Here is a 26,787-nt window from a genome sequence, read left to right on the forward strand (position 1 = left end):
CCGTGCCGGTGGCTCGCCCGCTGCGCGATGTAGCCACAGGACTGCTCGAACCGCGACGCGGCGGAAATGCGTGCCCACCATGGCCGCTGCGGAAGCGTTGGTGGATTCGGCGTGGATCCGCCGCCATGGTGCGTTTCGAGCCGCGACGCCCGAATGGGTCGAACAGCTCAGACCGTGGTGGGCAGTGCGCCGATGTACCTTCCCGCGACAACGCGCTGGATGAGCCGAACCACCGGACCGCCAAGGCGCGCGTACCAGGTCCCATTGCGAGAAAACGCGGTAACCAGCCCGTACACGGCGTCGTCGGCCGGGTCGTACTCGACCGCAAACAGTTCCTCACCGATCTCCGGATGCCCCGGCAGTGTCCCGTAGGCGAACCCACGCCGATCCGGTTCATCGAGCACGTACACCACTCGGCACGGCGCCGTAATTGCCAAGGGCCCCAAGCCGAGTCGCACTGTCAGCCGGGTGCCGGGCGCGGCGGTCGGCGTACTGGCCTTATGAAAGACGCCGGTGCCCATCTGCATTCGGTACGCCAGAATCTCCGCACCCGCATGTTCGAACAGAGCGCGCCCGTGACCGATGCGCCGCCGCAGCCGAAACCGGTGATAGCCCTCGGGCAGCGGCCCCTGCGTGGCACCGACCTCGGAATAGGTGAACGGAGGGTCGCCGAGCGCGTTGTCCATGGGTCGATCTTCGCCGGATGCGCCGGCGTTCGGAAGGGACCGGCCGATTGCGCGGCAATCCATCCATCTCGGTTCGTCACAACACATGCACCGGCTTCAGCCGTAGGGGAGCGGCATGCAACAGCCCGAGTGGGTCCACGTATTCGCGGCGACTGCGCCCACCCGCTTCCCGCCGCGCGCCCCAATGCAGGCACGCAGCGGCGGCACAGCCTTCGTGACCGGCCTCCAACGTCCCGATCCGATTCCCACGCCCGACCCGACTCCCCACCGACGCCACCGCCTTCACCGGCTCATATGTAGTCCGCAACCCGCCGGGATGATCGATCGACACCACCGGTTTGTCCGCCACCGTCCCCGCGAACACCACGATCCCGTCCCCGGCCGCCAGCACCGCCTGCCCCGGCGCTCCCGCTAGATCGACCCCACGATGCCCCGGCAACCAGTCGTGCTCCGGCTTGTCGAAGCGCCGCTCGACCGATGGCCGCGGCTGCAACGGCCACCCGAACTGCCCCGTCGGTGCGGCCGCGACCGGCCGCTCCGCAACGGCCCCCAGCAACACGGCCACCCCGACAACAATCGACGCCACCGCCCTGCTGAGGTGATTCATCGGCGGTCAGTGCGGTGGCAGCGGCAGCGGAACCTGTCGGACCAGCTCCAGCAGCCGGAGCAGATCGCTGATGATGCGCGGCAACGCATCCGCAGAACCCATGTTCTCCCGACGAACGGCTTCCAACGGGTCCGCGGTGAGCCGCAGGAGGCCCGGCACCCGTGCGAAGTCTCCGGCAGGGGACGGCAACACACCTGCTGAACCGGGCCACGCCGCGAGGACCGACTCGAGCAGGAGCGACGTGAGGTGCGCGAGATCGGGGGGGAATGGAAAGTCCGGCGCAGGACCGAAGGTATCCAGCGAGGCAGCCATGGCAGACCCGGAAGTTTCGGGCGGAGCGGCCGTCGCGCTCGGCGTCATGACCAGGGAGCCCGCGAACAACAGCGGAATGAGCATCGTGATGAAGGTGCTTATGCGGTTCATGTGTCCACCGTCATCCGAGCGGCGCGGCCGCGGTATCCCCGATCCGCCGATTGTGGACAACATCCACGACTGTGGACACCGCCCATTTCACCTGCGTATCGGTCTGTGCGGCCGTTCCTTCCAGGTCGATTTAGGAGGTAGGGCCTCCAGCCCGTAGACTGGTCGAGCGGTCTATGCGTGCATGGACCGACTTCGCGCGCCACCCGTGCTTGTTCGTGATGGCGCTGTTCGGATAGAGCCTCAGTTCGAGAGAGCGCTCGTTCGCGGCAGTGCATGTGCAGAGCAGGGAATCGTCGGCTGGTCCTGATCTCATCGGTCGGGTCCGACGATTCGGAGGCGCCAGGGCAGTAGATCGCCGATCTGCTGCGTCAACCGGCAATGAAAGAGGATACGAGGGCTATGGCTGTCGTAACTATGAAGCAGCTGCTCGACAGCGGCGCACACTTCGGACACCAGACTCGACGCTGGAACCCGAAGATGAAGCGGTTCATCTTCACCGACCGCAACGGCATCTACATCATCGACCTGCAGCAGACACTGACCTACATCGACAAGGCCTACGAGTTCGTCAAGGAGACCGTCGCCCACGGTGGCACCGTTCTCTTCGTCGGCACCAAGAAGCAGGCCCAGGAGTCGATCGCGGCCGAGGCGACTCGCGTCGGGATGCCCTACGTCAACCAGCGCTGGCTGGGCGGCATGCTCACCAACTTCTCCACCGTGCACAAGCGCCTGCAGCGCCTCAAGGAGCTCGAGGCCATGGAGCAGACCGGTGGCTTCGAGGGTCGCACCAAGAAGGAAATCCTCATGCTCACGCGTGAGATGAACAAGCTCGAGCGCACCCTCGGTGGTATCCGCGATATGGCCAAGGTGCCCTCGGCCATCTGGGTCGTCGACACCAACAAGGAGCACATCGCCGTCGGCGAGGCGCGCAAGCTGAACATTCCGGTCATCGCGATCCTGGACACCAACTGCGACCCCGACCTGGTCGACTACCCGATCCCGGGTAACGACGACGCGATCCGTTCCGCCGCTCTGCTGACCAAGGTCGTCGCGTCCGCGGTGGCCGAGGGCGTGCAGGCGCGAGCCGGTGTCTCCTCCGGTGACGACAAGCCGGAAGCCGGCGCGGGCGAGCCCCTCGCCGAGTGGGAGCAGGAGCTGCTCGCGCAGGCCGCCCCCGCCGCTGCCGAGGCCGAAGCCCCGGTCGAGACCGCAGCCGAGGCCGAGATCGCCGAGGTCCCGCCGGCCACCACACCGGCCGACTTCTGATCTTCTCGACGGCTTTTGTTCACCTTGCCGGCCTCTCCTGGGTAGGAGAGGTCGGCAAGGTGGTCTCACCACCCATGACAACACACAGGAGGATCGCCACCGATGGCGAACTACACCACCGCTGATGTGAAGCGGCTGCGGGAGCTCACCGGCTCCGGGATGATGGACTGCAAGAACGCGCTGGTCGAGACTGAGGGTGATTTCGACAAGGCCGTCGAGGTGCTGCGCATCAAGGGCGCCAAGGATGTGGGCAAGCGCGCCGAGCGCACCACCGCCGAGGGCTTGGTCGCCGCCAAGGGCGGCGTGATGGTCGAGATCAACTCCGAGACCGACTTCGTCGCCAAGAACGCCGAGTTCCAGGCGCTCGCCGACCAGATCGTGACCGCCGCCGCGGCAACCAAGCCTGCCGACCTGGACACGCTCAAGGCGCTGGCCCTGGACGGCTCGACCGTCGACGACACCGTGCAGGCGATGGCCGCCAAGATCGGCGAGAAGCTCGAGCTGCGTCGCGTCGTCGCCTTCGACGGCCAGGTCGCCACCTACCTGCACAAGCGTGCCTCGGACTTGCCGCCGGCCGTCGGCGTGCTGGTCGAGTACACCGGCGAGGGTGACACCGCGGCCGATGCCGCGCGTGGCGTAGGCATGCAGGTCGCCGCGCTCAAGGCCAAGTACCTGACCCGCGACGAGGTTCCGGCCGACGTCGTGGAGAACGAGCGTCGAATCGCCGAGCAGACCGCTCGCGAAGAGGGCAAGCCGGACGCCGCGCTGCCGAAGATCACCGAGGGCCGCGTCAACGGCTTCTTCAAAGACGTCGTGCTGCTCGAGCAGTCGTCGGTCACCGACTCGAAGAAGACCGTGAAGGCCCTGCTGGACGAAGCCGGTGTCACCGTGACCCGCTTCGCCCGCTTCGAGGTCGGTCAGGCCTGATATCGATTCGAAACCCCTCGTGCTGCCAACGGCGTGCGAGGGGTTTCGGCTGTCCCGGCCCGTTCCGAGGGGGCCTTATATCACCACGGAATCCGAATAAGGCAGGATAGGGGCGCTCGACGTTGCTATCCTGCCGACCTGCCTGCCGAAGAACCGAACCCGCCGCCGAAGGAGAAGCACACCCATGACGGACCCGGGGATCGACCGCCCAGGATATCGCCGGGTGCTTCTCAAACTAGGTGGGGAGATGTTCGGCGGCGGCCGGGTCGGGCTCGACCCGGATGTCGTGCAGGCGGTCGCCGAGCAGATCGCCGAGGTGGTCGCCAGCGGTGTGCAGGTGGCCGTGGTCATCGGCGGCGGCAACTTCTTCCGCGGCGCCGAACTCGAGGAACGTGGCATGGAACGGGCCCGCTCCGACTACATGGGCATGCTCGGCACCGTGATGAACAGCCTTGCGCTGCAAGACTTTTTGCAGCAGCAGGGTGTGGACACCCGGGTGCAGACCGCCATCACCATGGGCCAGGTCGCCGAGCCGTACCTGCCGCTGCGCGCCAAACGGCACCTGGAGAAAGGCCGCGTGGTCATCTTCGGCGCCGGGATGGGCATGCCCTACTTCTCCACCGACACCACCGCCGCCCAGCGCGCTTTGGAGATCGGCGCCGAGGTGGTGCTGATGGCCAAGGCGGTCGACGGCGTATTCACCGCCGACCCGCGGGTGGACGAGAGCGCGACAATGTACACCGAGATCACTCACAAAGAGGTCATCGAGCGTGACCTGAAGGTCGCCGATGCGACGGCATTCAGCTTGTGTATGGACAACCAGATGCCCATCCTGGTGTTCAATTTGTTGACGAAGGGCAATATTGCCCGGGCGGTCGCCGGTGAGAAGATCGGCACATTGGTTCGGTCCTGACCCCGCGACCCGCGGATAATGATGCTGACGACGCTGTGGAGGAAACGGTCGTGATTGATGAAGCGCTCTTCGATGCCGAGGAGAAAATGGAGAAGGCCGTCTCGGTTGCGAAAGACGATCTCGGATCCATTCGGACCGGACGCGCGAATCCGGGCATGTTCTCCCGGATCGTCGTCGACTACTACGGTTCGCTGACCCCGATCACCCAGATGTCGAGTATCTCCGTGCCGGAGCCGCGGATGGTGGTGATCAAGCCCTACGAGCAGGCGCAGATGGGCCCGATCGAGACCGCGATTCGCAATTCCGATCTCGGGGTGAACCCGACCAACAATGGCGACATCATCCGCATCTCCATCCCGCAGCTCACCGAGGAGCGCCGCCGGGAACTGGTGAAGCAGGCCAAGAGCAAAGGTGAGGACGCCAAGGTCTCGATTCGCAACGTCCGCCGCAAGGCCATGGACGAACTGTCGCGCATCCAGAAAGATGGCGAAGCGGGTGAGGACGAGGTCGGGCGCGCCGAAAAGGAGCTCGACAAGACCACCGCGAAATACGTCGGCCAGATCGACGAGCTGGTCAAGCACAAGGAATCTGAACTGCTCGAGGTCTGACGCCAGATCCGAGGCCCCCGGGCGGGGGAAGAGGCCCGCCCGGGCGGGGGAAACGGAACGACGAGTGAGCGACGGGACAATCGTGGCCGAGAACGGCGCCGCGACCGGTGCGGCCCAGGAGCCGTTGCCGGACAACGGCATACCTGATGCGTCGGACGAGCGCACGAGCGATGCCGAGACCGAGGGTGACCCCGCGGTCGCCGAATATGCCGGCGAAGCTACGGCTGTCCACGAAGCCGAACCGGTGGTGCCCGCCCCCGCGGCATCCGGATCGCGTGCGGGCCGGAATCTGCCCGCCGCACTGGCCGTCGGATTCGGCCTCGGCCTGTCGCTGATCGCCATTCTGCTGTTCGTGCCGAAGGTGTTCATCGGGGTGGCGGCGGCCAGTGTCGGCTTGGCCACCTGGGAGGTCGCCAAGCGGCTGCGTGAGGCCGATGTCCTGGTTCCGAGAATTCCGCTCATCGTCGGTGGTCAAGCGGTATTCTGGCTCGGCTGGCCCTGGGGCGCCAACGGTGTCGCGGGCGCCTTCGCCGCCACCGCGCTGATCTGCATGGTGTGGCGCCTCTTCGATCACGGCCTGCAGACCGCACCACGAAACTTCTTGCGCGACACCGCGATCGCGGTCTTCACCCTGGCCTGGATTCCGCTGCTGGCATCCTTCGCGACGTTGCTGCTGCTCGAGCCGGACGGCAACCTGCGGGTGCTGACGTTCATGATCTTGGTGGTCTGCTCGGATGTCGGCGGTTATGTGGCGGGCGTGCTGTTCGGCCGCCATCCGATGGTGCCGTCGATCAGCCCGAAGAAGTCGTGGGAAGGCTTCGGCGGCTCGCTGGTATTCAGCGTCATCGGCGGCCTGCTGACAGTGACCCTACTGCTGGACGCAAATTCGATGATCGGCGTGGTGCTCGGCGTCGGTCTTGTGCTGGTGGCGACCGTCGGCGACCTCATCGAATCCCAGATCAAGCGGGAACTGGGCATCAAAGACATGGGCACACTGCTGCCTGGCCACGGCGGCATCATGGACCGCCTCGATTCGATGCTGCCCAGCGCCTTCGTCTCCTGGCTGGTGCTGAGCACTCTGCTCTGATCTGCCTAGCGTTTAACGGCGCGGCGCAGCTGGACGATGCGGACGCCGCCGACCAGCGCCATCACCAGGGCGCCCGCGATCACCGACAGCAGCACCAAGATTCCGACCGGCAGCGAGAAGCTCCAGAACAGCAGATGCACCTGTTGCCCTTCGAGGTTCTGCAGGATGAAGATCAGCACCACGATGCCGATCAGTGCCGCGGCGATGAGACCGATCCAGGTGTAGCCGGTCCGCGACTTCTCCAGGGTTTTCGATACGTCGGGCGGTGTGGGAGGGACAGCAGGTTCTGTCGGCCGACCGAGCTGTGGCTCGGGCGACGACTCAGCGTGGCTGCTCATGGTCCGATCATTGCCGATGGCTATGGTCCGCGCACGCGTTTCTACGGGGACCGCATCTCGCCGCGGCTGCCGAACGCCGCCGACTGGTCGGGTGAACGTGACGTTCGTCGCGTCGGGCGTCGTGATGGTCACCTTCGGGCGGCAGCGGCCACGCGGGATGGGACACTGGAGAAACTATGACTGTCTCCCTGCCGCTTGTCTTCGATGCTCCGCGCCGTGGTATGCCGCCGCGGCACCTCGCAGACCTAGATGGCGACGGGCGTCGCGCGGCAATCGAGGAGCTGGGACTACCGAAGTTCCGGGCGGACCAGATCGCCAGGCAGTATTACGGGCGGCTGCAGGCCGACCCGGAACAGATGACGGATCTGCCGGCCCCGGTGCGCGAGAAGATCGGCGCGGCGCTGTTCCCGCCGCTGATGTCGGTGGTCAAGCACGTCGCGTGCGACGGTGGCCAGACGCGCAAGACCCTGTGGCGCGCGGGGGATGGCACCCTGCTGGAGAGCGTGCTCATGCGCTATCCGGATCGTGCGACGCTGTGCATCTCCAGCCAGGCCGGCTGTGGCATGGCGTGCCCGTTCTGTGCGACCGGCCAGGGCGGCCTGAACCGCAACCTGTCCACCGCCGAGATCGTCGACCAGGTACGCGCCGCGGCCGCGGCCATGCGCGACGGCGATGTCGCGGGCGGACCGGGCCGCCTGTCCAACATCGTGTTCATGGGCATGGGCGAACCATTGGCCAACTTCAAGCGGGTTCTTGCTGCGGTGCAACGGATTACGTCGCCCTCGCCGGATGGGTTCGGAATTTCGCAGCGGAATGTGGTGGTGTCGACGGTGGGATTGGCGCCGGCGATCCGGAAGCTGGCCGACACGGGGTTGTCGGTGACTTTGGCTGTGTCGCTGCACACTCCGGATGATGAGCTGCGGGATACGTTGGTGCCGGTGAACAGTCGGTGGTCGGTGGCCGAGGTTCTTGATGCGGCAAGGTATTACGCGGATAAGTCGGGTCGTCGTGTGTCGATCGAGTATGCGTTGATTCGGGATATCAACGATCATCCGTGGCGTGCGGACCTGCTTGGCTCCAAGCTGCACAAGGCCCTCGGCTCCCGAGTGCACGTGAATCTGATCCCGCTGAACCCGACTCCGGGGTCGAAGTGGGATGCCTCCCCGAAACCCGTTGAGCGGGAGTTCGTTCGGCGGGTGGTGGCACAGGGTGTGCCGTGCACCGTGCGGGATACCCGTGGTCAGGAAATCGCCGCTGCGTGCGGGCAGCTGGCCGCGGAGGACCGGGATTCGTAGCTGCCCCCCGCTACTCGAATACCACGACTCTGGTTCACAATCGACCATTCGACGTTCGCCGCTTTATATGGATAGGCGATTGCGTCGGGTCAAATCCAGCTACGGACGCAGATTGACATGAAAGGGGTTGCTCTGTAGTGGATTTCATCCTTCTCGAATCATGAACACCCTGATTCGAACCCCCACATACCCAGGCCGGCGACCTTCGATCGATCGGTTCTGGCGGACGGTCTGCTGCATTCCGGGGCCTCGGCCACGGTCCCAGCGCAGGGTTGGCGGTCAGTCAGGTGGGGATGTGAAAGATTGGTGTCGCAGGGTTTCTGGCATATCAAGGAACCGCTAACAGGGGCAGTGTCACCGGTTGGGCGGTCTCTTCGTAACGTGGGTACTGGGAATCGGTCCTTCGTCGGCGCAGGTTTACTGCACGAGAAGGGTTGAACAGCAATTATCGTCCTGGGTGCCGCCACCGGCGGGATCGGAGCCCTTGCGACAACCGCCTCAACAGCGCTCGGCCCTGTTCTCGGCCCCGTGGTCGCGGGCGCTATCAACAAAACCGCCGAGGCGGCCGCTACCGCCGCCGTCGACAAAGCCAAACAGGCTGTAGTCGACAAGATCTCGGGAACGACCCCGGCCGCAGATGCTGATGAGACAGCTGCGCCGGTGCTGGGCACGACGCCGCTGGACATCCGCGCTCTCGCCGCGGTGGTCCGCTGGGTGGCCGAACGCCTCGGGCGCACAGCCGGTTGGTACAAGAGCAGAACAATCGAGCCACCGACCTGCAGACCCTGGAGCAGGCGCGCATCCAGTGGGGATCCGCCGTCCCCGGAGCCGAGTGGGACGCTGCCCCGGACGATCGGTCGGCTGCTGAGACACGGGAACTATCGGCACCATGGATGGACGAGGAATACGCCGCGGCACGCAGCAAACTCTTCCTGGCGGCCCTCGACCTCCATCGGGCGCTGCTCGCTGCCGAGCCCAGGCTCATACGCACCAGCATGCTTTCGGCCATCGATGTGATCAGCGGCGGTCCTGCCAAAGACATGAAGCCGCACCAGATTCAGGCAGTATGGCAGCTCCTTTTCCTCATCGTGCCCGTCGTATCCACGACCTTCGCGTCCCTCGGTCGGATGTTCCGCGGCCTGGAAGTCGAATCATTGGGATGGCTGTTCGTAGATGAGGCCGGCCAAGCCGCGCCACAGCAGGTCGTCGGAGCAATTTGGCGGGCACGTCGCGCCGTGGTGGTCGGTGACCCGCTCCAGCTCGAGCCCGTAGTCACTCTTCCGTGGACCGCCCAGCAACGCCTCGGTCGACACTTTTCGGTCTCTACCGAGTGGGCCCCCGGCCGCACCTCGGTTCAATGCCTCGCAGATCGGCTCACCATTTTCGGCACTATGTTGCCGAGCCAGGGCAGCGAACCGGTCTGGGTAGGATCGCCGCTACGAGTTCATCGGCGATGCGACGGCCCGATGTTCGAGGTCAGCAACACCGTCGCCTACGACGGCATGATGGTGTTCGGCACTGGAAACGGGCCCCGTATCCCCTCGTCACCAAGAACGCCTGGATGGATGTTCAATCTGCCGAGGCGCAGGACAAGTGGATCCCAGCGGAGGGTCGTGTCCTGGCAAAGTCACTTGACCTGATCGAGGCGCGGCTGCGCGGCCGTCTCCGCGAGGAACTCGCCGCCGACGTCCCGCCCGATTGGGCGACGCAGCGGGAAGACACCGAGCAGGACGATCCGCTGGAAGCTGAGCTGCGCTCTCGGATGGCTCGAGGCGTTTTCGTCATTAGTCCATCCGTGAGGTCAAATCAGGTCTACTGAGGGTCACCAGGGGTCGGTTACCCAACAGCCGGGTAGGGACCGTCCACACTACCCAAGGCAAGGAAGCCGACACCGTCATCCTCGTCCTGGGGACCAGGGACAAACAGCGCGGATCTCGCGACTGGGCGTCAGCGTCCCCCAACCTCCTCAATGTCGCGGTCAGCCGTGCCCGTCGGCGCCTTATCGTGATCGGAAACCGCGCGGCGTGGTCGAAACATCGATACTTCTCCGATCTGGCTGGCCATCCCGACTTTGGATCCACGGAGCCTCCTGCGGGGTGGATCGCACCCGAGTGATCAAGATTTTCCGACCAGCAGCGATACGGCTGTCAATGTGTTGCGAGCAGCTACACGATCACCACTGGCATTTCAGTGGGCGCCGCACAGGCCTCGAATGCTACTTCGGTGACTACCATCCTTCGAGTAGGTCCGCGGGGGTAAATACGGCGTCGAGGTGTTCAGTTGTCGCTCCGGACCGGGTGACGGCGATCAGAGGGACCGGGTCGTCGGTAACTCGGTGGCGGTGGCGCTGGAGTGTGGTCAGGTCGTGGTTGTCGAAGGGCGAGTTTTCCAGCCATTTGATGGATCCGAGGAAGGCCAGTTCGTGCGCGATGGGTTCGCGGTCTGCGCCGACGATGTCGATTTCCACGTCGTTGCTGCGGGTCCAGTAGCCGCCGATCGCGGGGACGGCCGGAATGCCCTGTGCGGGCAACAAGCGTGCCAGTGATTCCCGGACCAGCGGTTCCACGGCGCGTCCGCGCCAGCTGGTCCATCCACGGTGAATTCGTTCGCGTGTGAGATCCGAGCGCATACGGTCCAATTCGGCGAGGTGCGGGCCGAGGAAGGTCAGCCAGAAGCGTAGGTATGGGTCGGTGATCCGGTACCGGCGTTCCTTGGACGGTGTGAGGCTGATCGGCAGTTCCGCGGCGACGATGCCCTTCTCGGTTAGTAGTTCCGTGGCGCGTGACAGGGTGGAGTGCGCGATTCCGCCAGCTGCCCGGGCGATATTGGTGAAGGTACGTTCGCCACTGCCGATCGCGGCTAGGACCTGGCGGGCCTGGGTTTGATCCGGGAACTCGGCGGCGAGCGACAGTTGAGCCGAGACGACCAGTGGGCTCACCGGATCTGCCAATTCTCGGGTAAGGAATGCGGGCATATCCTCGTCCGGGCGCCAGCGCGCGCAGATGATAGGAAGCCCTCCCGTCACCAGTGTTGCGTCGAATGCCGACGCGGAATCCAGGCCGGTCATCGTGGCAACGTCGGCCGGGTTCAGGGGGCCGAGCCGCATTTCGGTGCCGCGCTGGTGAAATGGGCGGCCGTATGATGTGAGTGCGTGCATCATGGCGAGGTCGGAACCGATGAGGATCAGCAATACCGGTTTGCGTGATAGCTCGCGGTCCCACGCTCGCTGCAAGACACTCTCGAACGCTCCGGCGGGGTCCATGAGGTAGGGCAGTTCATCGAGCACCACGACACTTGGCCGGTCCTCGGGCAGGATGCTTGCGAGCTGGCGGAACGCGGCTGTCCAGTTGCCGGGTAGGGCTTCGGCGAAGATACCTGCATCGGGCAGCGAGGAGTCGCGCACGGCGTCGATGAACTCAGCCAGTGGATCGGTGCCGAAGCCGATCTCGCTGGTATAGAAGGCATTCGGCACTAGGCTCTGATGCACGAACTCCTCTACCAATGCAGATTTGCCGATCCTGCGTCGCCCGCGCATGATCAGGCAGCGTCCCGGCCGCGCCGTTCCGATTTCCGCCTGCACTCCGGCTAGTGCGGCTCCGAGTGCGTTCAGTTCACGTTGTCGTCCGATGAAGTCGACCAAGTCGTGCCCTCCTACACTCGACGGTCAGATACTTTCGCAGATGATACTATCGCATGCGATAGTATCATTGTTGGTAGGTGGGCGTCTGAGTGGGGTGAGTCCGCGTAGGGCTGGTCGCTGTGTTGTAAAAGGGTGGTGATCGGCGAACCTCTTGCGAACTACCGCCGCGTAGTTTCGGCGGTTCGTCGTATTACATCACCGTCGCCGGATGGGTTTGGTATTTCGCAGCGCAACGTAGTCGTTTCGACGGTCGGTTTGGCTCCCGCGATTCGTAAGCTTGCCGATGAGGGTTTGTCGGTGACATTGGCGGTGTCGTTGCATACTCCGGATGATGAGTTGCGTGACACTCTGGTGCCGGTGAACAATCGTTGGCCGGTGGCCGAGGTTCTGGATGCCGCACGTTATTACGCTGACAAGACCGGGCGCCGTGTGTCGATCGAGTACGCGCTGATTCGTGATGTGAATGATCACCCTTGGCGTGCGGACCTGCTGGGGGCGAAGTTGCACAAGGCGCTGGGTTCGCGGGTGCATGTGAATCTGATTCCGTTGAATCCGACGCCGGGTAGTAAGTGGGATGCGAGTCCGAAACCTGTTGAGCGTGAGTTTGTTCGGCGGGTCGAGGCGCAGGGTGTGTCGTGTACGGTGCGTGATACTCGTGGTCAGGAGATCGCTGCGGCTTGCGGGCAGTTGGCTGCGGAAGGCTGAGAACAGGCGCAACTCGCTGACTTGGCGGCTCAGATAAAGTCCGCACGTCTGCAGTGAGGCGACGCCTCAGCGGATCCCGACGAAGAACTAACTAAATGGATGGCTCGTCAGATCGTCCTGCGGTAACCAACCCGCGCATATCAGTCTGACCACGCGTCGCGAACAACGACACGAACCCCCTAGGCGGACCGCTCGACCAACACCGAAAGCGGTCCCGGTAACTGACGTTACCGGGACCGCTTTCACCTGCCACTTGACAAACCGGCCGACATATCAGAGCCGCTTCAAGCATCGTTCAGCGGGTCGGCTGCCGGGTTCCGCGGGCCCGGAGGTGGTTGTCCTTTTGTTCGTCAGGGCAGGGTTGATGCTGGTCACCCGTGTTGTAGGCGGATCGGCGCGGTGGCGATCCGCTCGGGGTTTCGGTCAGGAAACGACGTGGCCTTCGCGCATCGAGGCGATGGTCTCCGCACCGTAGCCGAGCGAGGCGAGGACCTCGTCGGTGTGCTCTCCCAGCAGCGGCGCCCCCTTGATGTCGGGTTTGAAGCCGGAGAACTTGATCGGGCTCCCGACGGTCAGGTATGTCCCGCGGCCCTGCTGTTCGACCTCGACGATGGTTCCGCTCTTGCGGAGGTCCGGGTCTTCGGCGAGTTCTTTCATGCTGAGTACGGGCGCGCACGGCACCTCGAATTGGCGCAGGACTTCGACAGCCTCGTACTTGGTTTTTTCTGCCAGCCATTTCTCGATCTCGGCGAAAATGTCGAAGATCTTCGATTGACGGGCCCTGGCGGTCGCGTACTCCGGGTCGGTTGCCCATTCGGGACGGCCGATGACCTCGGCTGTACGGGCCCAGTTCTGCTCCTGGATCGTGAAATAGATATACGCGTTGGGGTCGGTCTCCCACCCCTTGCATTTGAGCACCCAGCCCGGCTGGCCGCCGCCGCCCGCGTTGCCACCACGGGGCACCGCGTCGGTGAACTCGCCGTTCGGATACTGCGGGTACTCCTCGAGATAGCCGATCCGGTCGAGGCGCTGCTGGTCGCGCAGTTTGACCCGGCAGAGGTTGAGCACAGCGTCCTGCATCGACACCGCGACCTTCTGTCCCTTGCCGGTCTTCCCACGGTCGATGATGGCGGTCAAGATGCCGATCAGCAGATGCATGCCGGTGTTGCTGTCACCGAGCGCCGCGCCGCTGACGGTGGGCGGGCCGTCCCAGAAACCGGTCGTCGAGGCGCCACCGCCGGCGCACTGCGCCACGTTCTCGTAGACCTTGAGGTCCGACCACGACGAGTCGTCGTTGAAACCTTTGACCGAGCCGAGGATCAGTCGCGGGTTCCACTGCTGAATCTGGTCCCACGACAGACCCATGCGATCCATGGCGCCCGGGGCGAAATTCTCGACGAGCACGTCGGAGTCACGGATCAGTTTCTCCATGACTTCCAGGCCCTCGGGAGTTTTGGTGTTGATCGCCAGTGAGCGCTTGTTGCTGTTCAACATGGTGAAATAAAGCGCGTCGAGTTCGGGGATGTCGCGCAATTGATTACGTGTCACGTCGCCGCCGGCGGTGCGCTCGACCTTGAGTACGTCGGCTCCGAACCAGGCGAGTAGTTGGGTACATGCCGGGCCGGCTTGGACACCGGTGAAGTCGATGACTTTGATCCCGGACAGTGGCAGTTCGGTCATGACGCCCTTTCTTCTATCGGTTGCTGTGTTGTCGAATCGTGTGGTTCGGTCGGGCGGCAGGTCACTGCTGGACCGTGATGCCCTTGGGATTGAGGTGGGCGATATTGCCGCTCTCGGTGCCGTCCGCGGGATCGATCACGCAGTCGATCAGCGCGGGCACCCGCGCGGCGAGAGCCTCCCGCAGCGCCGTGGCGACCTCACTGGGAGTCGTTGCGCGGTAACCCTTTCCGCCGAATGCCGCGATCAAGAACTCGTGCCGCGCCCGCAGCGCGGTCGGTGCCGGATCCTTGGAGGGGGAGGGATCGTCGCCGCGGTACACGCCGCCGTTGTTGAGGATGACGGTGACGATGGGCAGGTGGTAGCGGCAGATCGTCTCGATCTCCATCCCGCTGAACCCGAACGCGCTGTCGCCTTCGATGGCGACGACCGGGTCGCCGGTCTCGACTGCGGCGGCAATCGCGTAACCCATACCGATGCCCATGACACCCCAGGTGCCGCAGTCCAATCGGTGCCGAGGAACCTGCATGCCAATTGTGTTGCGCGCCAGGTCGAGTGCGTTCGCACCCTCGTTGACGACATAGACCTGAGGGTTGTCCTTCAGGACATCGCGTATAGCCTGCAACGCGCCGAGGAACTTCATCGGCTGCGCGGCCTCGGCCGCCGCCAAGCGGGCGGCCATTTTGGCGGCATTCTGTATCGAGCGGGCGGAGAGCTCCTCTCGCCACTGTGCGGGGACCGTAATCTGTCCGGGCTTGCTCCGCTCGACGAGGGCGTCCATCACCGATCCGATATCGCCGACCAGCGGCGCCGCGATAGGTTGGTTACTGTCCATTTCATTGGCCGCGATGTCGATCTGGATGAATGTGGCGTCGGCGTTCCACTGCGGCGCCTCACCGTGTCCGAGCAGCCAGTTGAGCCGCGCACCGACGAGCATGACGACATCGGCCCCGCGCAGGGCGAGCGACCGGGCGGTGGCCGCCGACTGCGGGTGATCGTCGGGCAGCAGACCTTTCGCCATCGACATGGGCACATACGGCACGCCGGTGGACTCGATGAACTCCCGGATCCGCTCGTCCGCGCGGGCGTACGCAGCGCCCTTGCCGAGCACGATCAAGGGCCGTTCGGCGGCCGCGAGCAGGTCGATCGCACGGTCGACGGCCGCAGGCTCGGGCAGTTGGCGAGGCGCCGGATCGACCAGACGCCACAACGACGCCGCGCCCTTGTCCGCAGCGATGACTTCGCCGAGTACAGCGGCGGGGATGTCGAGGTACACCCCGCCGGGGCGGCCGGATATCGCGCTGCGGATCGCGCGGGCCACGCCGCGACCGATGTCCTCGGCCCGGTGCACCCGGTAGGCCGCCTTGACGAACGGCTTGGCCGCCGCCAGCTGGTCCATCTCCTCGTAATCGCCGCGCTGCAGATCGACGAGGTCGCGCTCGCTGGACCCGGAGATCTGGACCATCGGAAAACAGTTGGTGGTGGCGTTGGCGAGCGCCACCAGTCCGTTGAGGAAGCCGGGAGCCGAGACCGTCAGGCAGATGCCCGGCCGCTGCGTCAGGAACCCGGCGGCGGCCGCCGCGTGCCCGGCCGCGCTCTCGTGCCGAAAGCTGACGAAACGGATTCCCGATGTCTGTGCGACGCGCGCTACATCGGTGATCGGGATGCCGGGTACGCCGTATATGGTCCGAATGTCGTTGCGCAAGAGCGCATCAACGACGAGGTGTATCCCGTCGGTGAGGGCGTGCGGATCGGCCGCCCCGACGGCCACCGGCCCCTCACTGGAAGCGTCGGTCATTGTCGGGCTCCTCCCTGGCAGCTCTGCCATCAATTGCCTGTGCTGTTTTGCTTTTCTTTACTTTTCACGTCTTCTATCGACTCGTCCAAGATCGTTCGCCAACCAGTTCATAAACGCGGTTTATCAACGGGCGACCGCGAGATCCCGGCGCGCGGCGCGAAGAAGGTGTCCAGCGACAGACCCGCCGCCACATTGAGGAACGCCCTTGCGGCCACCGAACCGGGCGTGCCCGCATGGATCGCTACCGAAATCTGCGCCGTGGTCTCCGGCTCGATCAGGCGAACGGCTCGCGTCCCTTCGGGCACCGGCATGACGCGTAGCCAGGTATCCGGGACGACGCTCGCCCATGCCCCCGTGGCCACGTGCGCGTAAAGGGAAGCGACGGAATCTGTTTCGATCTGGGGGGCGGCCATGACGCCGCTGCTCGCGAACGCCTTATCGATGAACTGGCGGAACTTCATCTCCGGCGCGAGCAGCGCCAGCGGCAGCCGGCCCGCATCGGCCCAGGCGATGGCTCGGGTCGCGGGCACGAGCAGCTCGCCCGACACCAGCAGCACGTACCGTTCCTCGTACAGCGGCACCACCTCGAGACCTTCGTGGTCCTCGGGACCGAAGTGCGCGATGGCGGCATCCAACTCGAATCCGCGCAGCCGCCTGCGTAATTCCGCGGACGACAGTCGCGAGCACACCTGCACCTTGGCCAGCGGGTGCATGGCACAGAATTCGGCCACCGGAAGCGCGGTCGTCGTCGACACGGTGGGGCCGGTCCCGAGCCGCAGCGTGCCGGTGATGCCGGAGCGCATCGCGGCCACCTCGTCTTTGAACGCATCATGTTCGGCGAGGATGCGGTTGGCCGAGATGGAGAGCCGTTCGCCTTCCGCGGTGAGCCCCTCGAAGGTCCGGCCGCGATTGATCAGTGTGACGTTGAGTTCCCGTTCCAGTTTGGCGATCGCCGTCGAGAGCGCGGGCTGTGACACGTAGCAGGCCTCGGCCGCGCGTGCGAAGTGTTGCGCTCTGGCCAATGCGACGAAGTACTCCAGCTGGCGTAGTTCCATAGCACCTCCTTCGTCTATTGTATTCAATATACGCTACTTGGTGAAAGGGGAAGCATTGTGAGTGAGGTCGACGAGACCTGGGTTGCCAGGGCGGTCGTACGTGAGGCGCCCGAGGCCATCGTAGTGACCGATCCTGAGGGGGCCATTCGGCTGTGGAATCGGGCCGCAGAACGCATGTTCGGGTACCCGGCGGCCGAGGCGCTCGGCCGCAGTCTCGACCTGATCATCCCGGAGAAGTTACGGGAGCGGCACGGGCGTGGCTACCGGCAGACGATGGCCACTGGACACACCCGCTATGGAGACACGCTGTTGCAGGTGCCTGCCACGCACCGGGACGGCCGTCGGCTGTCGATCGAGTTCAGCGTGGCCTTGCTGCGCGACGATGCCGATCGGATCATCGGAATCTCGGCGATCATCCGCGAGGTGAGCGACCGTCGTAACGCCGAGCGGGCGTTGCGCGCCAAACTGGCCGAACTCGAACAGGGCCTGACCCAGCCCACGCGCTGACGGTCGCCGCCGCGTGCGAACAGGCGGGGCCGTTCGCACGCGGCACAGCAACCTACAGCGCCTTCAGCTCCTGGGTGATCTCGGCGACGGCGGCTTTGGCGTCGCCGAACAGCATCGCGGTCCGCGGATCGAAGTAGAGCTCATTCTCGATTCCCGCGAATCCCGGATTCATCGAGCGCTTCAACACGATGACGGATTTCGCTTGGTCCACATTGAGGATCGGCATGCCGTAGATCGGGGAGGCCGGATTCGAGCGAGCCGCCGGGTTGGTGACATCGTTCGCGCCGATCACCAGCGCCACGTCGGTCCGGCTGAACTCGCCGTTGATCTCGTCCATCTCCTTGAGCTGCTCGAACGGCACGTCTGCTTCGGCGAGCAGCACGTTCATGTGGCCGGGCATGCGCCCGGCCACCGGATGAATGGCGTGTTGGACCGTCACGCCGCGATCCTCGAGCAGGACGGTCATCTCGCGCACGGCGTGCTGGGCCTGTGCGACGGCCATGCCGTAACCGGGCACGATCACCACCCGCTCGGCGTAGACGAGTTGAATCGCCGCGTCGGCCGAATTGGTCTGCCTGATCGTCTGATCGGCCGAGCCGCCACCCGAGCCGGTGGCCACCGCCGTCCCGCCGAACCCACCCGCGATGATGGCCGGGATCGACCGGTTCATCGCCGTCGCCATCAGGTTGGTCAGGATGGTGCCGGAGGCGCCGACGATCATGCCCGCCACGATCATCACGGTGTTCTCCAACGCCAAACCCGTTGCCGCGGCTGACAATCCGGTGAGTGCGTTGAGCAGCGAGATCACCACCGGCATATCGGCGCCGCCGATCGGCAGCACCACCATCACCCCGAGCGTGGCCGCGAAGACCAGGACGCCGACGATCAGCAGTTGGGATCCGTTGCCGAGGCCGATGGCGACCGCGCACCCGACGGCGGCGATCAGCAGGACGAGGTTGAGCGGTTGTTGCGCCCGGCCCAGTCCGAGCGGCCTGCCCGGCAGCAACTCCTGCAGCTTGCCGAATGCGATCAGCGACCCCCAGAACGACACCGACCCGACGATCGCCGCGAACAACGATGTGACACCGACATAGCCGGCCACCGTCGCGTAGCCGTGGCTGTCGCGGAACTCCACCCAGGCCACCAGGGCAACCGCGCCGCCGCCCACGCCGTTGAACAGTGCGACTGTCTGCGGTATCGCGGTCATCTTGACGCGTTTCGCGGTCGGCACGCCGACCACGGTGCCAAGGATCATGCCGAACGCGATCAGCAGCCAGTTCGACATGCCGGGCGTCAGCAAGGTGGCAACGATCGCGATCACCATGCCGGCGCCAGCGATCAGATTGCCACGTACCGCGGTCCTGGGTGCGGTCAAGCCCATGAGGCCGTAGATGAACAGTGCGAACGCGAGGATGTAGAGGACAGTGATCAGCTCACTCATGATTGGCCATTCCTTATCTCGTCTGCACTCGGCGTCTTTTCCCGCTGGCGTTCCGGCGTCTTCTTGAACATGCCGAGCATCCGATCCGTCACGAGGAACCCACCGACCACGTTGATCGCACCGAAGGCGATCGCGACCACCAGCAGTAGCTTGTCGACAAAGCCCGACGCGGACAGGCCGAGCACGATCATGCCTGCCAGCAGCACGATGCCGTGGATGGCATTGGTGCCGGACATGAGTGGGGTGTGCAGCGTGTTGGGCACCTTGGAGATCACCGCGAAGCCGACGAAGCCGGCCAGTACCACGATCGCCACATTGGCCAGCAGGGTCATCGGACCTCCGTCAGGTTGTGGTTGGTTGTCACGCAGCAGTCGGCAATGATCTCGTCCGAGTAGTCCGGCACTATGGCGCCGTCTGCCAGCATGAGTTCGAGTAGGGCCGCCACGTTGCGCGCGTACATTTCGCTGGCGTGCTCGGGCATCGTCGCAGGCAGGTTCAGCGGCGCGGTGATGGTGACGGCGTGGTGTATCACGCGCTCGCCGGGGACGGTGAGCTCACAGTTGCCGCCCGCCTCCCCAGCCAGATCGACTACGACGCTGCCGGACCGCATCCGGCGGACGGCCTCGGCGGTGACCAGCCGCGGCGCCGGACGTCCCGGCACCAGCGCGGTCGTGATCACCACATCGAAGCCGGAGATCGCGTCGGTCAGCCGCCGCTGTTGCTCCTCCTGTTCCGCGGCGGTCAGGGTGCGCGCGTAGCCGCCGTCGCCGCCGGCCCGCACGCCCAGCTCCAGCCACTGCGCGCCCAGCGACCGCACCTGCTCGGCGACCTCGGGCCGAACATCGAAGCCGGTCGTGCGCGCGCCGAGCCGCTTGGCGGTGGCCAGCGCCTGCAATCCCGCGACGCCGACGCCGAGCACGAGCACGGCCGCCGGCTTCACCGTGCCAGCGGCCGTGGTGAACATGGGGAAGAAGCGGGTCGCGCAGTCGGCGGCATGCAGCGCTGCCCGGTAGCCGGCGATATTGGCCTGTGAGGAGAGCGCATCCATGGCTTGCGCGCGGGAGATTCGCGGCACGGCCTCCATCGCGAAGCCGGTGATGCCGGCCAGCCGCAGTCGTGCCGCGATTTCGGGGCGGGTGCGTGAGTCCAGGAATCCGATCACGCTCGCGCCCGGCCGCATTCTGTCGATCTCGTCGTCCGTCGGTGGGTTCACCTTGACGACGACATCGCTCGGCCAGGGATCGCCGAGGGTGGCTCCGGCCTCTTCGTACTGCTGGTCGGGGATCAGCGCCGCGGCACCGGCCCCTGCCTCGACCACGATGGAAAGGCCTGTGGCGCATAGCCGCTCGACCACCTTGGGTACCAACGCGACGCGACGCTCACCCGCCGCGGTCTCTCGGGGGACTCCGATCAGTGTCATATTCCTCTCCTGATTCGAGTGGGATTGGCCGGCGTTCGTCCGGCCGCAGCGCCGTCGGGCGGCCGGTGGATGGGACGACCCGACGGGACTCGAGACTGTGCCGCTCAGCGGTCGGGCGTCGATACCCGAGGCGGCCAACGTGTGGGTCTACTGAATACTGTATGCAATATCCGACAGCTTGCCATGAATTCCGCCAAATCCGAAACAGGCTGGCTGCTATGTGTATATTGTATGCAATGACGAAAGGGGCAGCATTGAGGATCGCAGTTGTCGGCGCTGGAGCAATCGGCGCTTACTGGGGTGCCGCGTTGCACCGTGGTGGTGCCGAAGTTCATCTGATCGCACGCGGCGCGCATCTACACGCGATGCGGGAACGCGGCATCCGGGTACTCAGTCCGCGCGGCGATTTCGTGGCAACGCCACATGCCACCGATAACCCGGAGGAGATCGGAGCCGTGGACTACGTTTTCCTCGGGCTCAAGGCGCACAGCTATCCGTCCTGCGGCCCGCTGGTGGAACCGCTGCTCGGCGAGCACACGGCGGTGGTGGCGGCACAGAACGGGATTCCCTGGTGGTACTTCCACGAACTGCCGGGACCCTACCGGGGACGCCGGATCGAGGCCGTTGACCCCGGCGGTGCCACCAGCGCCGTGCTGCCGCCGCAGCGAGCCATCGGGTGTGTGGTGTATCCGGCCACCGTCATCGAGGAGCCCGGCGTGATCCGGCACCTCGAGGGCACCCGCTTCTCCATCGGTGAGCCGTCGGGGGAGCTGTCCGAGCGCTGTAAGGCGTTGAGCGAGGCCATGATTGCCGGCGGGTTGAAGTCCCCGGTGGAGGCCGACCTCCGCAATGACATCTGGATCAAGCTGATGGGCAATGCCGCGTTCAACCCGCTCAGCGCGCTCACCAGAGCGACCATGGTCGAGATCTGTCGCCACCCGGGCACCCGGCACTTGGTGGAGCAGATGATGGGGGAGATCCTCGACATCGCCGCCAGAGTCGGTTGCACACCGGACATTTCGATCGAGAAGCGGCTACGCGGTGCGGAGAACGTTGGTCACCACAAGACCTCCATGCTGCAGGACCTCGAGGCGGGCAAGCGACTGGAACTCGACGCCATCTTGGCGGCGGTGGTGGAGATGGCGGATATCACCGGCGCACCCGCCCCGACCGTGCGCACCATCCACGCGGCGATCGACCTGCTCGCCCCCGATGGCCTCCCGAGAACCAACGAGCAGGGCGGACCATTGTGAACCGGCGCACCAAGATCATTTGCACACTGGGACCTGTCACCGACACCGCAGCGCAACTCGCGGAACTCGTGGACGCCGGAATGGATGTGGCGCGGCTGAATTTCAGTCACGGCACGCGCGACGACCACCTCGCCCGTCGGAGGGTGGTCGCCGCACGGTGACTCGGCACATCGCCGCAGCAGACCCGACACCGGAAGAGGACTTCATATGGGACGGATAACCAGCAGATACCGCATCCTGCGCCTGACCGACGGCAGTCTGACAACCCGGCCGGACACGCTGGCGACCGAGGAGCCCTTGGAGATTCGGGTCGGCGGGCGACCGCTGGCGGTGACCATGCGAACGCCCGGGAACGACTTCGACCTCGCACGCGGCTTTCTCGTCAGCGAGGGCGTCGTCGGGAAGGGCTCCGAAATCGCGGCGATCCGGTACTGCGCAGGCGCGACCACGGACGGCGGCAACACCTTCAGCGTGGTCGACGTGACGCTCGCTCCGGGTGTCGCCGCTCCCGATCCATCGGTGGAACGGAACTTCTACACCACCTCGTCGTGTGGTCTGTGTGGCAAGGCCAGTCTCGATGCGGTGCGCGCCACCAGTCGATGGTCGGTCGACGAGGATCCGCTGCTGGTGACCCCGGAATTCATCAGCGGGCTGCCTGCCACGCTGCGACTGGCACAACGGGTCTTCGATCGCACCGGCGGGTTGCATGCGGCGGGGCTGTTTGCGGCCGACGGTGCGCTGTTGTGCATCCGTGAGGACGTCGGCAGGCACAACGCGGTCGACAAGGTCGTCGGGTGGGCGCTCGACACGGATCGTGTGCCGTTGACCGGCACCGCCCTCATGGTCAGCGGGCGGGCGTCGTTCGAACTGGTGCAGAAGGCGGTGATGGTGGGCATCCCGCTGCTTGCGGCGGTGTCGGCGCCCTCGTCGCTGGCCGTGGACCTGGCCAGGGAGATGGGATTGACGTTGGTCGGATTCGTCCGGGGGACGTCCATGAACGTCTATTCACGCGGTGAGCGACTGGGCATGACCGAGACCATCGCGAGCCGCGCCGTGAACATCTGAGCGGTTCGCCCAGATCGCCTGTCGATCCGCGGGCGGAATTTCCTCGCAGCAATGCATACAATATGGAATATACGTGGTGCCGATTCGACTGGGTCGGGACGGCGCCACGCGGCGAAAGGTAAGAAACGATGAGCAGCGCACTCGCGGGAGTCCGGGTTCTCGATATGACACATGTCCAGTCGGGTCCCTCTGCCACACAGATCCTAGGTTGGCTCGGCGCGGACGTCGTCAAGGTGGAAGTCCCGGGCCGTGGCGATGTCACCCGGCAGCAGCTGCGTGATCTGCCCGATGCGGACAGCCTGTATTTCACGATGCTCAACTGCAACAAGCGCAGCATAACCTTGAACATGAAGACGGACGAGGGCAGGGAGGTGTTCGCTCGGCTGGTCCGCGACAGCGACATCCTCGTTGAGAACTTCGGCCCCGGCGTGATGGACCGCTTCGGATTCACCTGGGAGCAGCTGCAGGAGCACAATGAGCGGCTGATCTACGCCTCCGTCAAGGGGTTCGGTCCGGGTCGGTACGCGGACTACAAGGCCTACGAGGTTGTGGCGCAGGCAATGGGGGGCGCGATGAGCACCACCGGTTTCGCGGACGGGCCGCCCCTCGCGACCGGGGCGCAGATCGGAGACTCCGGCACCGGGATCCATCTCGTCGCAGGTATTCTCGCCGCCCTCTATCAGCGCACCCACACCGGCCGCGGTCAACGCGTCAATGTCGCCATGCAGGACGCCGTCCTCAATCTCTGCCGGGTCAAGCTGCGTGACCAGCAGCGGCTGGCGCACGGCCCGCTCGCCGAATACCCGAACCAGATATTCGGTGAGGAGGTGCCGCGCTCGGGCAACGCCTCCGGTGGCGGCCAGCCCGGCTGGGCCGTCAAGTGCGCGCCAGGTGGGCCCAACGACTACGTCTACATCATTGTCCAGCCCGTCGGCTGGAAGCCGATCACCGAGCTGATCGGTCGTCCGGAGCTTGCCGAGGATCCCGAATGGGCCAACCCCGAGGCCCGGCTGCCCCGACTGGACAAGGTCTTCGAGCTCATCGAGGAATGGACCAGCGGGCTGACCAAGTGGGAGGTGCTGGAGCGACTCAACGCCAACGGCATCCCCTGCGGCCCGGTGCTGTCGACCAAGGAGCTCATCGAGGACACCACCTTGGCGGAACTCGGCACGGTGATCGAGGTCGATCATCCCGAGCGCGGCAGCTTCAAGACCGTCGGCTGCCCGCTGCGGCTGTCGGATTCACCGGTCGCGGTGCGGCGTCCGCCGCTGCTCGGCGAGCACACCGACGAGGTGCTCGATGCACTCGGGTACGCCCCGCAGGAGATCGAGCGACTCCGCGGCGCCGGCGCGATTTGACGTAGGACGGATAAAAATCTGCATTCCTGGAAAATTGAGTGTATACAGTCTACGATCCTCTTCAGATTGCGGCGCGTGATGGTTCGGCGAGCTGGGTTGTCGAGCACCGGCAACCCAGCCGCGGAGTGGACGGGCTTGGGGAACAGGTTGTAGCAGTCTTTGGGGGCTCGATTTCTGGTGAGGATGAGTGGTTTGCCGTTGACGGCGCGGTCGCTGATGAGTTCGTAGAGGTCGTCGGCGTGCATGGCGGTGTGCTCGCGTTGCGCCGCCGAAACCGTTACGCCACAGTCCTGTGCTAAAACCCGTCGCTGCCGGGTAACGCGCACTTCAGCAAATCTTCAGGACGCCTCGGCCAGGCCGTCCGGCGTGCCGAACATGAGGCAGACCTTAGGCGAGGATCCCGAGGCCACCAACGCAAGTGCCCCGCCAACATCCCGGACAATGCAGAAATTACCGCAGGTCACGCTGCTGTTCTGGGTTATGAAGATCGCCGCGACACCCTCGGCGAGAGCGGCGGTGACCTGCTGGCGCAGACCCTGAACATCGGCTACGCCGCGAGCTCGCCGCTGTACATCGGACTCTTCGTGATGAGCCTGGGTCACCCAGCGGAGAGTCGACCGGTTTCACCCGGCGCTGTACTGGACCGCCATCCTGGCGACGAGCACCGCGGGCACCACCATGTCCGATTTCGTGAACCGCCCGGCGGGTCTCGGCTACACCAGGCAACAGGGCAGCTAGTCCCGGCAGCCGCGATACCAGGCGAGCGGACAGCCACCGCGAACGAGTCCCGCAGATCGAGGATGTCGCGGAGTGCTTGCCGAAACCGCGTTCGATACCGCTGCGCTCACAGGACATGTCGTGGCACCAACACCGTTCAGCCGCTTGCAGATCCGGGAAATTAAGATCGTTAAATCTTGCATTATTGATTGTATGTAGTATACGTTTCTCTCGTGACCCCGATCACTACCGAAAGCGGAAGTGAGGGGGTTCACAACAAGTAAGCCCCGGTCGTGGAATCGCGAATCCCGCGACCCTTGGCCCACTTGGTTTCCCTGTACTTCGGCGCGCCTGGCGACTTCCCTGCCCGGTTAGCGACGACGTCCTTTGCGGGTTACAGGGGAACCGTTAGGAGATGTGAGCAGGATGAACGCGGCAGCGCAGCCGAGATTTCGAGAAGTAGTAGACAGCAACGGCAGGGTGTACCGGATCGGGGAGACCGACCGGGACATCCTGGGGCGTTCAAGAGCGTGGATGGTGTGGCTGCCGTGGGCCGCCATGATGGCGGTCAGTGTCTTCGAGTACGGCTACGGCTCCGCCACGAAGTCCCTACGGGAGGCGCACGGCTGGAGCCTGTCCCAGACGTTCTGGTTGCTTTCCATCTGGGCCTTCTTCCAGGCACTCGTCGCCTTTCCCGCTGGAAAGCTCCGCGAGAAGGGGATCGTCTCGGCCAGGGTAGCCATGCTGGTCGGCGCGGTCCTGTCGGCGGTCGGCTTCTTCAGCATCACCCAGGGCAGCCTGGTCATCGCCTACCTCGGCTTCTCCGCATGCGGAGGCATCGGCGCAGGCCTGATTTACGCGACGTGCATCAACATCGTTGGTAAGTGGTACCCGGAGCGGCGAGGCGCCAAGACGGGGTTCGTCAACGGCGGATTCGCCTACGGCGCAGTGCCATTCATCTTCATCTTCAGCTACGTCCTGCATCCGAACACCTATGTCTGGGTCCTCGACTCGGTCGGCGTGTACATGCTGGTGGTCTGCGCCGTGTGCGGAATATTTTTTGTTGACCCGCCCAAGAACTGGTGGCCGGCAGAGATCGACCCTGCGCAGTGGGCGAGCAGCGAGAAAGGCGCGGAGAGCCTGCGGAAGAACCCGCCCGCAGTCCGGCAGTACACGCCACTGGCGGCCATCAAGACCGGCATGCTGCCACTCATGTGGCTGTCGCTGGGACTCAGCGCCGGAGTCTCGCTCTTCGGCATCAGCTACATGGTTCCCTTCGCCAAGGAACTCGGTTTCGGCCCGTTGATCGCGGCGTCGTCCGCCGGTGTGCTGTCGATCGTCAATGGCACCGGTCGCACGGTGACCGGTGCCCTATCCGACCGGTTCGGACGCAAGCAGACCCTGCTCATCGTGCTGCTGGTATCGGCCCTGTCACTGGTAGGCCTGCTCTACGCCGGTGAGGGCAAGAGCGAAATCGGGTTCCTCATCTTCGCCTTCCTGGTGGGATTCGGCGGCGGCGCCTTCTACCCGTTGTTCGCGTCCATCACCCCGGACTACTTCGGTGAGAACAACAACGCCAGCAACTATGGCCTCATCTACAGCTCCAAGCTGCTCGGGTCGATCGTGGGAATCGGCGTCGGTGCGAGCGTCATCGACGCGTGGGGCTACACCGGCGCCTACTGGCTCGCCGCGGCGAGCGCTCTGGTCTCAGCCGGGATCGCGGGCCTTTTCCGGCAGCCGGGCCGCCGCGGGACTGCGGCCGCCGAGGGGTTAGCCCAGGAGGCCACCCCCTCGTCCGTCTCCTGACGTCGTTCGTGGTTCTTCCTGGTGCGCTCGGCGTGCCGGCGCATCAGGCCGCCGGCACGCCGAGCGTTCCGGCGGGCGAGTGCATTGATGAGTTCGGCGTGCTCGTCCCACGAGCCCTTCCCGCGGGTCCGCCGCGATGGGCAGGGAACACCACCGCACCCGACGGTCGACCGACGCGATGAGATCGGCCAGGAC

At 65.1% G+C, this 26,787-nt stretch carries 24 protein-coding genes and 3 pseudogenes; 16 read left to right on the top strand and 11 right to left on the bottom strand.

Annotation, left to right across the window (positions count from 1 at the left end):
• Positions 1-167: 167 nt before the first annotated feature.
• The 3 genes from ACV7NQ_RS27610 to ACV7NQ_RS27620 form a co-directional block, all read right to left on the bottom strand.
• Complete coding sequence (locus ACV7NQ_RS27610) at positions 168-686, bottom strand: DUF1990 family protein (protein WP_463362281.1); 519 nt, start codon at positions 684-686, stop codon at positions 168-170.
• A 76-nt stretch (positions 687-762) separates the two neighbouring features.
• Positions 763-1,293 carry a M23 family metallopeptidase gene (locus ACV7NQ_RS27615; protein WP_463362282.1) on the bottom strand — a complete coding sequence of 177 codons (531 nt, stop codon included), beginning with the start codon at positions 1,291-1,293 and terminating at the stop codon, positions 763-765.
• Between the two features lie 6 nt (positions 1,294-1,299).
• On the bottom strand, positions 1,300-1,716 hold the full coding sequence (locus ACV7NQ_RS27620; RefSeq protein ID WP_463362283.1) for a hypothetical protein: 417 nt from the start codon (positions 1,714-1,716) through the stop codon (positions 1,300-1,302).
• 399 nt (positions 1,717-2,115) lie between these two features.
• Here ACV7NQ_RS27620 and rpsB point away from each other — a divergent pair, with 399 nt between their 5' ends.
• The 5 genes from rpsB to ACV7NQ_RS27645 all read left to right on the top strand — a co-directional run bounded on the left by rpsB (position 2,116) and on the right by ACV7NQ_RS27645 (position 6,517).
• Positions 2,116-2,982 carry a 30S ribosomal protein S2 gene (rpsB, locus tag ACV7NQ_RS27625; RefSeq protein ID WP_463362284.1) on the top strand — a complete coding sequence of 289 codons (867 nt, stop codon included), beginning with the start codon at positions 2,116-2,118 and terminating at the stop codon, positions 2,980-2,982.
• A gap of 102 nt (positions 2,983-3,084) precedes the next feature.
• Positions 3,085-3,909: a translation elongation factor Ts gene (tsf, locus tag ACV7NQ_RS27630; RefSeq protein WP_463362285.1), complete on the top strand. Its 825-nt coding sequence runs from the start codon at positions 3,085-3,087 to the stop codon at positions 3,907-3,909.
• Between the two features lie 184 nt (positions 3,910-4,093).
• The gene (gene pyrH / locus ACV7NQ_RS27635; RefSeq protein WP_463362286.1) at positions 4,094-4,822 is read left to right on the top strand and encodes a UMP kinase; all 729 of its coding nucleotides are present in this window, start codon (positions 4,094-4,096) and stop codon (positions 4,820-4,822) included.
• Between the two features lie 50 nt (positions 4,823-4,872).
• Positions 4,873-5,430, top strand: a complete 558-nt coding sequence (frr, locus tag ACV7NQ_RS27640; protein ID WP_463362287.1) for a ribosome recycling factor — start codon at positions 4,873-4,875, stop codon at positions 5,428-5,430.
• Between the two features lie 124 nt (positions 5,431-5,554).
• Positions 5,555-6,517 carry a phosphatidate cytidylyltransferase gene (locus ACV7NQ_RS27645; protein WP_463365839.1) on the top strand — a complete coding sequence of 321 codons (963 nt, stop codon included), beginning with the start codon at positions 5,555-5,557 and terminating at the stop codon, positions 6,515-6,517.
• Positions 6,518-6,522: 5 nt separating this feature from the next.
• Here ACV7NQ_RS27645 and ACV7NQ_RS27650 read toward each other — a convergent pair whose 3' ends face one another.
• Positions 6,523-6,855, bottom strand: coding sequence for a LapA family protein (locus ACV7NQ_RS27650; protein ID WP_463362288.1), 333 nt, complete (start codon positions 6,853-6,855; stop codon positions 6,523-6,525).
• A 176-nt stretch (positions 6,856-7,031) separates the two neighbouring features.
• Here ACV7NQ_RS27650 and rlmN point away from each other — a divergent pair, with 176 nt between their 5' ends.
• From rlmN to ACV7NQ_RS27665, 3 genes are all read left to right on the top strand, one after another.
• Positions 7,032-8,150, top strand: a complete 1,119-nt coding sequence (gene rlmN, locus ACV7NQ_RS27655; RefSeq protein WP_463362289.1) for a dual-specificity RNA methyltransferase RlmN — start codon at positions 7,032-7,034, stop codon at positions 8,148-8,150.
• A gap of 743 nt (positions 8,151-8,893) precedes the next feature.
• Positions 8,894-9,790, top strand: a complete 897-nt coding sequence (locus ACV7NQ_RS27660; RefSeq protein ID WP_463362290.1) for an AAA domain-containing protein — start codon at positions 8,894-8,896, stop codon at positions 9,788-9,790.
• Between the two features lie 175 nt (positions 9,791-9,965).
• A complete protein-coding gene (locus tag ACV7NQ_RS27665; protein ID WP_463365840.1) occupies positions 9,966-10,265 on the top strand; it encodes an AAA domain-containing protein in 300 nt (99 codons plus the stop codon).
• 112 nt (positions 10,266-10,377) lie between these two features.
• Here ACV7NQ_RS27665 and ACV7NQ_RS27670 read toward each other — a convergent pair whose 3' ends face one another.
• On the bottom strand, positions 10,378-11,790 hold the full coding sequence (locus ACV7NQ_RS27670) for an ATP-binding protein (RefSeq protein ID WP_463362291.1): 1,413 nt from the start codon (positions 11,788-11,790) through the stop codon (positions 10,378-10,380).
• A gap of 138 nt (positions 11,791-11,928) precedes the next feature.
• Between ACV7NQ_RS27670 and ACV7NQ_RS27675 the strand changes: the two are divergent.
• Positions 11,929-12,495 (top strand): annotated as a pseudogene (locus ACV7NQ_RS27675) (radical SAM protein); the annotation flags it as partial.
• A 423-nt stretch (positions 12,496-12,918) separates the two neighbouring features.
• Here ACV7NQ_RS27675 and frc (ACV7NQ_RS27680) read toward each other — a convergent pair.
• The 3 genes from frc (ACV7NQ_RS27680) to ACV7NQ_RS27690 all read right to left on the bottom strand — a co-directional run bounded on the left by frc (ACV7NQ_RS27680) (position 12,919) and on the right by ACV7NQ_RS27690 (position 17,025).
• Positions 12,919-14,175 carry a formyl-CoA transferase gene (gene frc, locus ACV7NQ_RS27680; RefSeq protein ID WP_463362292.1) on the bottom strand — a complete coding sequence of 419 codons (1,257 nt, stop codon included), beginning with the start codon at positions 14,173-14,175 and terminating at the stop codon, positions 12,919-12,921.
• A 61-nt stretch (positions 14,176-14,236) separates the two neighbouring features.
• The gene (oxc, locus tag ACV7NQ_RS27685) at positions 14,237-15,970 is read right to left on the bottom strand and encodes an oxalyl-CoA decarboxylase (protein WP_463362293.1); all 1,734 of its coding nucleotides are present in this window, start codon (positions 15,968-15,970) and stop codon (positions 14,237-14,239) included.
• Positions 15,971-16,077: 107 nt separating this feature from the next.
• On the bottom strand, positions 16,078-17,025 hold the full coding sequence (locus ACV7NQ_RS27690; protein ID WP_463362294.1) for a LysR family transcriptional regulator: 948 nt from the start codon (positions 17,023-17,025) through the stop codon (positions 16,078-16,080).
• Between the two features lie 57 nt (positions 17,026-17,082).
• On the opposite strand from ACV7NQ_RS27690, the gene ACV7NQ_RS27695 reads away from it, so the two are divergent.
• Positions 17,083-17,532: a PAS domain-containing protein gene (locus ACV7NQ_RS27695; RefSeq protein WP_463362295.1), complete on the top strand. Its 450-nt coding sequence runs from the start codon at positions 17,083-17,085 to the stop codon at positions 17,530-17,532.
• 52 nt (positions 17,533-17,584) lie between these two features.
• Here ACV7NQ_RS27695 and ACV7NQ_RS27700 read toward each other — a convergent pair whose 3' ends face one another.
• From ACV7NQ_RS27700 to ACV7NQ_RS27710, 3 genes are read right to left on the bottom strand one after another with little or no spacing between them, the layout of a single operon-like run.
• Positions 17,585-18,973: an NAD(P)(+) transhydrogenase (Re/Si-specific) subunit beta gene (locus tag ACV7NQ_RS27700; RefSeq protein ID WP_463362296.1), complete on the bottom strand. Its 1,389-nt coding sequence runs from the start codon at positions 18,971-18,973 to the stop codon at positions 17,585-17,587.
• Positions 18,970-19,305 carry an NAD(P) transhydrogenase subunit alpha part 2 gene (locus ACV7NQ_RS27705; RefSeq protein WP_463362297.1) on the bottom strand — a complete coding sequence of 112 codons (336 nt, stop codon included), beginning with the start codon at positions 19,303-19,305 and terminating at the stop codon, positions 18,970-18,972. The genes ACV7NQ_RS27700 and ACV7NQ_RS27705 overlap by 4 nt, the downstream gene beginning before the upstream one ends.
• The gene (locus ACV7NQ_RS27710) at positions 19,302-20,393 is read right to left on the bottom strand and encodes a Re/Si-specific NAD(P)(+) transhydrogenase subunit alpha (RefSeq protein WP_463362298.1); all 1,092 of its coding nucleotides are present in this window, start codon (positions 20,391-20,393) and stop codon (positions 19,302-19,304) included. Before ACV7NQ_RS27710 ends, ACV7NQ_RS27705 begins: the two co-directional genes overlap by 4 nt.
• Before the next feature lie 254 nt (positions 20,394-20,647).
• Between ACV7NQ_RS27710 and ACV7NQ_RS27715 the strand changes: the two genes are divergently transcribed.
• The 6 genes and pseudogenes from ACV7NQ_RS27715 (at position 20,648) to ACV7NQ_RS27740 (ending at position 26,592) form a co-directional block, all read left to right on the top strand.
• A complete protein-coding gene (locus tag ACV7NQ_RS27715) occupies positions 20,648-21,646 on the top strand; it encodes a 2-dehydropantoate 2-reductase (protein ID WP_463362299.1) in 999 nt (332 codons plus the stop codon).
• A pseudogene (locus tag ACV7NQ_RS27720) lies at positions 21,643-21,774 on the top strand (pyruvate kinase); the annotation flags it as partial. The gene ACV7NQ_RS27715 and the pseudogene ACV7NQ_RS27720, both read left to right, overlap by 4 nt.
• A 79-nt stretch (positions 21,775-21,853) precedes the next feature.
• On the top strand, positions 21,854-22,711 hold the full coding sequence (gene fdhD / locus ACV7NQ_RS27725; RefSeq protein ID WP_463362300.1) for a formate dehydrogenase accessory sulfurtransferase FdhD: 858 nt from the start codon (positions 21,854-21,856) through the stop codon (positions 22,709-22,711).
• Between the two features lie 128 nt (positions 22,712-22,839).
• On the top strand, positions 22,840-24,069 hold the full coding sequence (gene frc / locus ACV7NQ_RS27730; protein WP_463362301.1) for a formyl-CoA transferase: 1,230 nt from the start codon (positions 22,840-22,842) through the stop codon (positions 24,067-24,069).
• 441 nt (positions 24,070-24,510) lie between these two features.
• Positions 24,511-24,777, top strand: a pseudogene (locus ACV7NQ_RS27735) (hypothetical protein); the annotation flags it as partial.
• Between the two features lie 435 nt (positions 24,778-25,212).
• Positions 25,213-26,592 (top strand): OFA family MFS transporter, encoded by a 1,380-nt coding sequence (locus ACV7NQ_RS27740; protein ID WP_463362302.1) that lies wholly within the window; start codon positions 25,213-25,215, stop codon positions 26,590-26,592.
• Positions 26,593-26,787: the final 195 nt, after the last annotated feature.

Source organism: Nocardia sp. Tas62D01 (assembly GCF_055232035.1).

Excerpts from the sequence above, each read along its gene's own strand:
- ACV7NQ_RS27740 (WP_463362302.1), top strand. The coding sequence starts at position 25,213 with ATGAACGCGGCAGCGCAGCCGAGATTTCGAGAAGTAGTAGACAGCAAC.
- fdhD (WP_463362300.1), top strand. The coding sequence starts at position 21,854 with ATGGGACGGATAACCAGCAGATACCGCATCCTGCGCCTGACCGACGGC.
- ACV7NQ_RS27615 (WP_463362282.1), bottom strand. The coding sequence starts at position 1,293 with ATGAATCACCTCAGCAGGGCGGTGGCGTCGATTGTTGTCGGGGTGGCC.
- ACV7NQ_RS27650 (WP_463362288.1), bottom strand. The coding sequence starts at position 6,855 with ATGAGCAGCCACGCTGAGTCGTCGCCCGAGCCACAGCTCGGTCGGCCG.
- frc (WP_463362292.1), bottom strand. The coding sequence starts at position 14,175 with ATGACCGAACTGCCACTGTCCGGGATCAAAGTCATCGACTTCACCGGT.
- frc (WP_463362301.1), top strand. The coding sequence starts at position 22,840 with ATGAGCAGCGCACTCGCGGGAGTCCGGGTTCTCGATATGACACATGTC.
- ACV7NQ_RS27710 (WP_463362298.1), bottom strand. The coding sequence starts at position 20,393 with ATGACACTGATCGGAGTCCCCCGAGAGACCGCGGCGGGTGAGCGTCGC.
- rlmN (WP_463362289.1), top strand. The coding sequence starts at position 7,032 with ATGACTGTCTCCCTGCCGCTTGTCTTCGATGCTCCGCGCCGTGGTATG.
- ACV7NQ_RS27690 (WP_463362294.1), bottom strand. The coding sequence starts at position 17,025 with ATGGAACTACGCCAGCTGGAGTACTTCGTCGCATTGGCCAGAGCGCAA.
- oxc (WP_463362293.1), bottom strand. The coding sequence starts at position 15,970 with ATGACCGACGCTTCCAGTGAGGGGCCGGTGGCCGTCGGGGCGGCCGAT.
- ACV7NQ_RS27610 (WP_463362281.1), bottom strand. The coding sequence starts at position 686 with ATGGACAACGCGCTCGGCGACCCTCCGTTCACCTATTCCGAGGTCGGT.
- ACV7NQ_RS27700 (WP_463362296.1), bottom strand. The coding sequence starts at position 18,973 with ATGAGTGAGCTGATCACTGTCCTCTACATCCTCGCGTTCGCACTGTTC.
- ACV7NQ_RS27705 (WP_463362297.1), bottom strand. The coding sequence starts at position 19,305 with ATGACCCTGCTGGCCAATGTGGCGATCGTGGTACTGGCCGGCTTCGTC.
- rpsB (WP_463362284.1), top strand. The coding sequence starts at position 2,116 with ATGGCTGTCGTAACTATGAAGCAGCTGCTCGACAGCGGCGCACACTTC.
- tsf (WP_463362285.1), top strand. The coding sequence starts at position 3,085 with ATGGCGAACTACACCACCGCTGATGTGAAGCGGCTGCGGGAGCTCACC.
- ACV7NQ_RS27620 (WP_463362283.1), bottom strand. The coding sequence starts at position 1,716 with ATGAACCGCATAAGCACCTTCATCACGATGCTCATTCCGCTGTTGTTC.
- pyrH (WP_463362286.1), top strand. The coding sequence starts at position 4,094 with ATGACGGACCCGGGGATCGACCGCCCAGGATATCGCCGGGTGCTTCTC.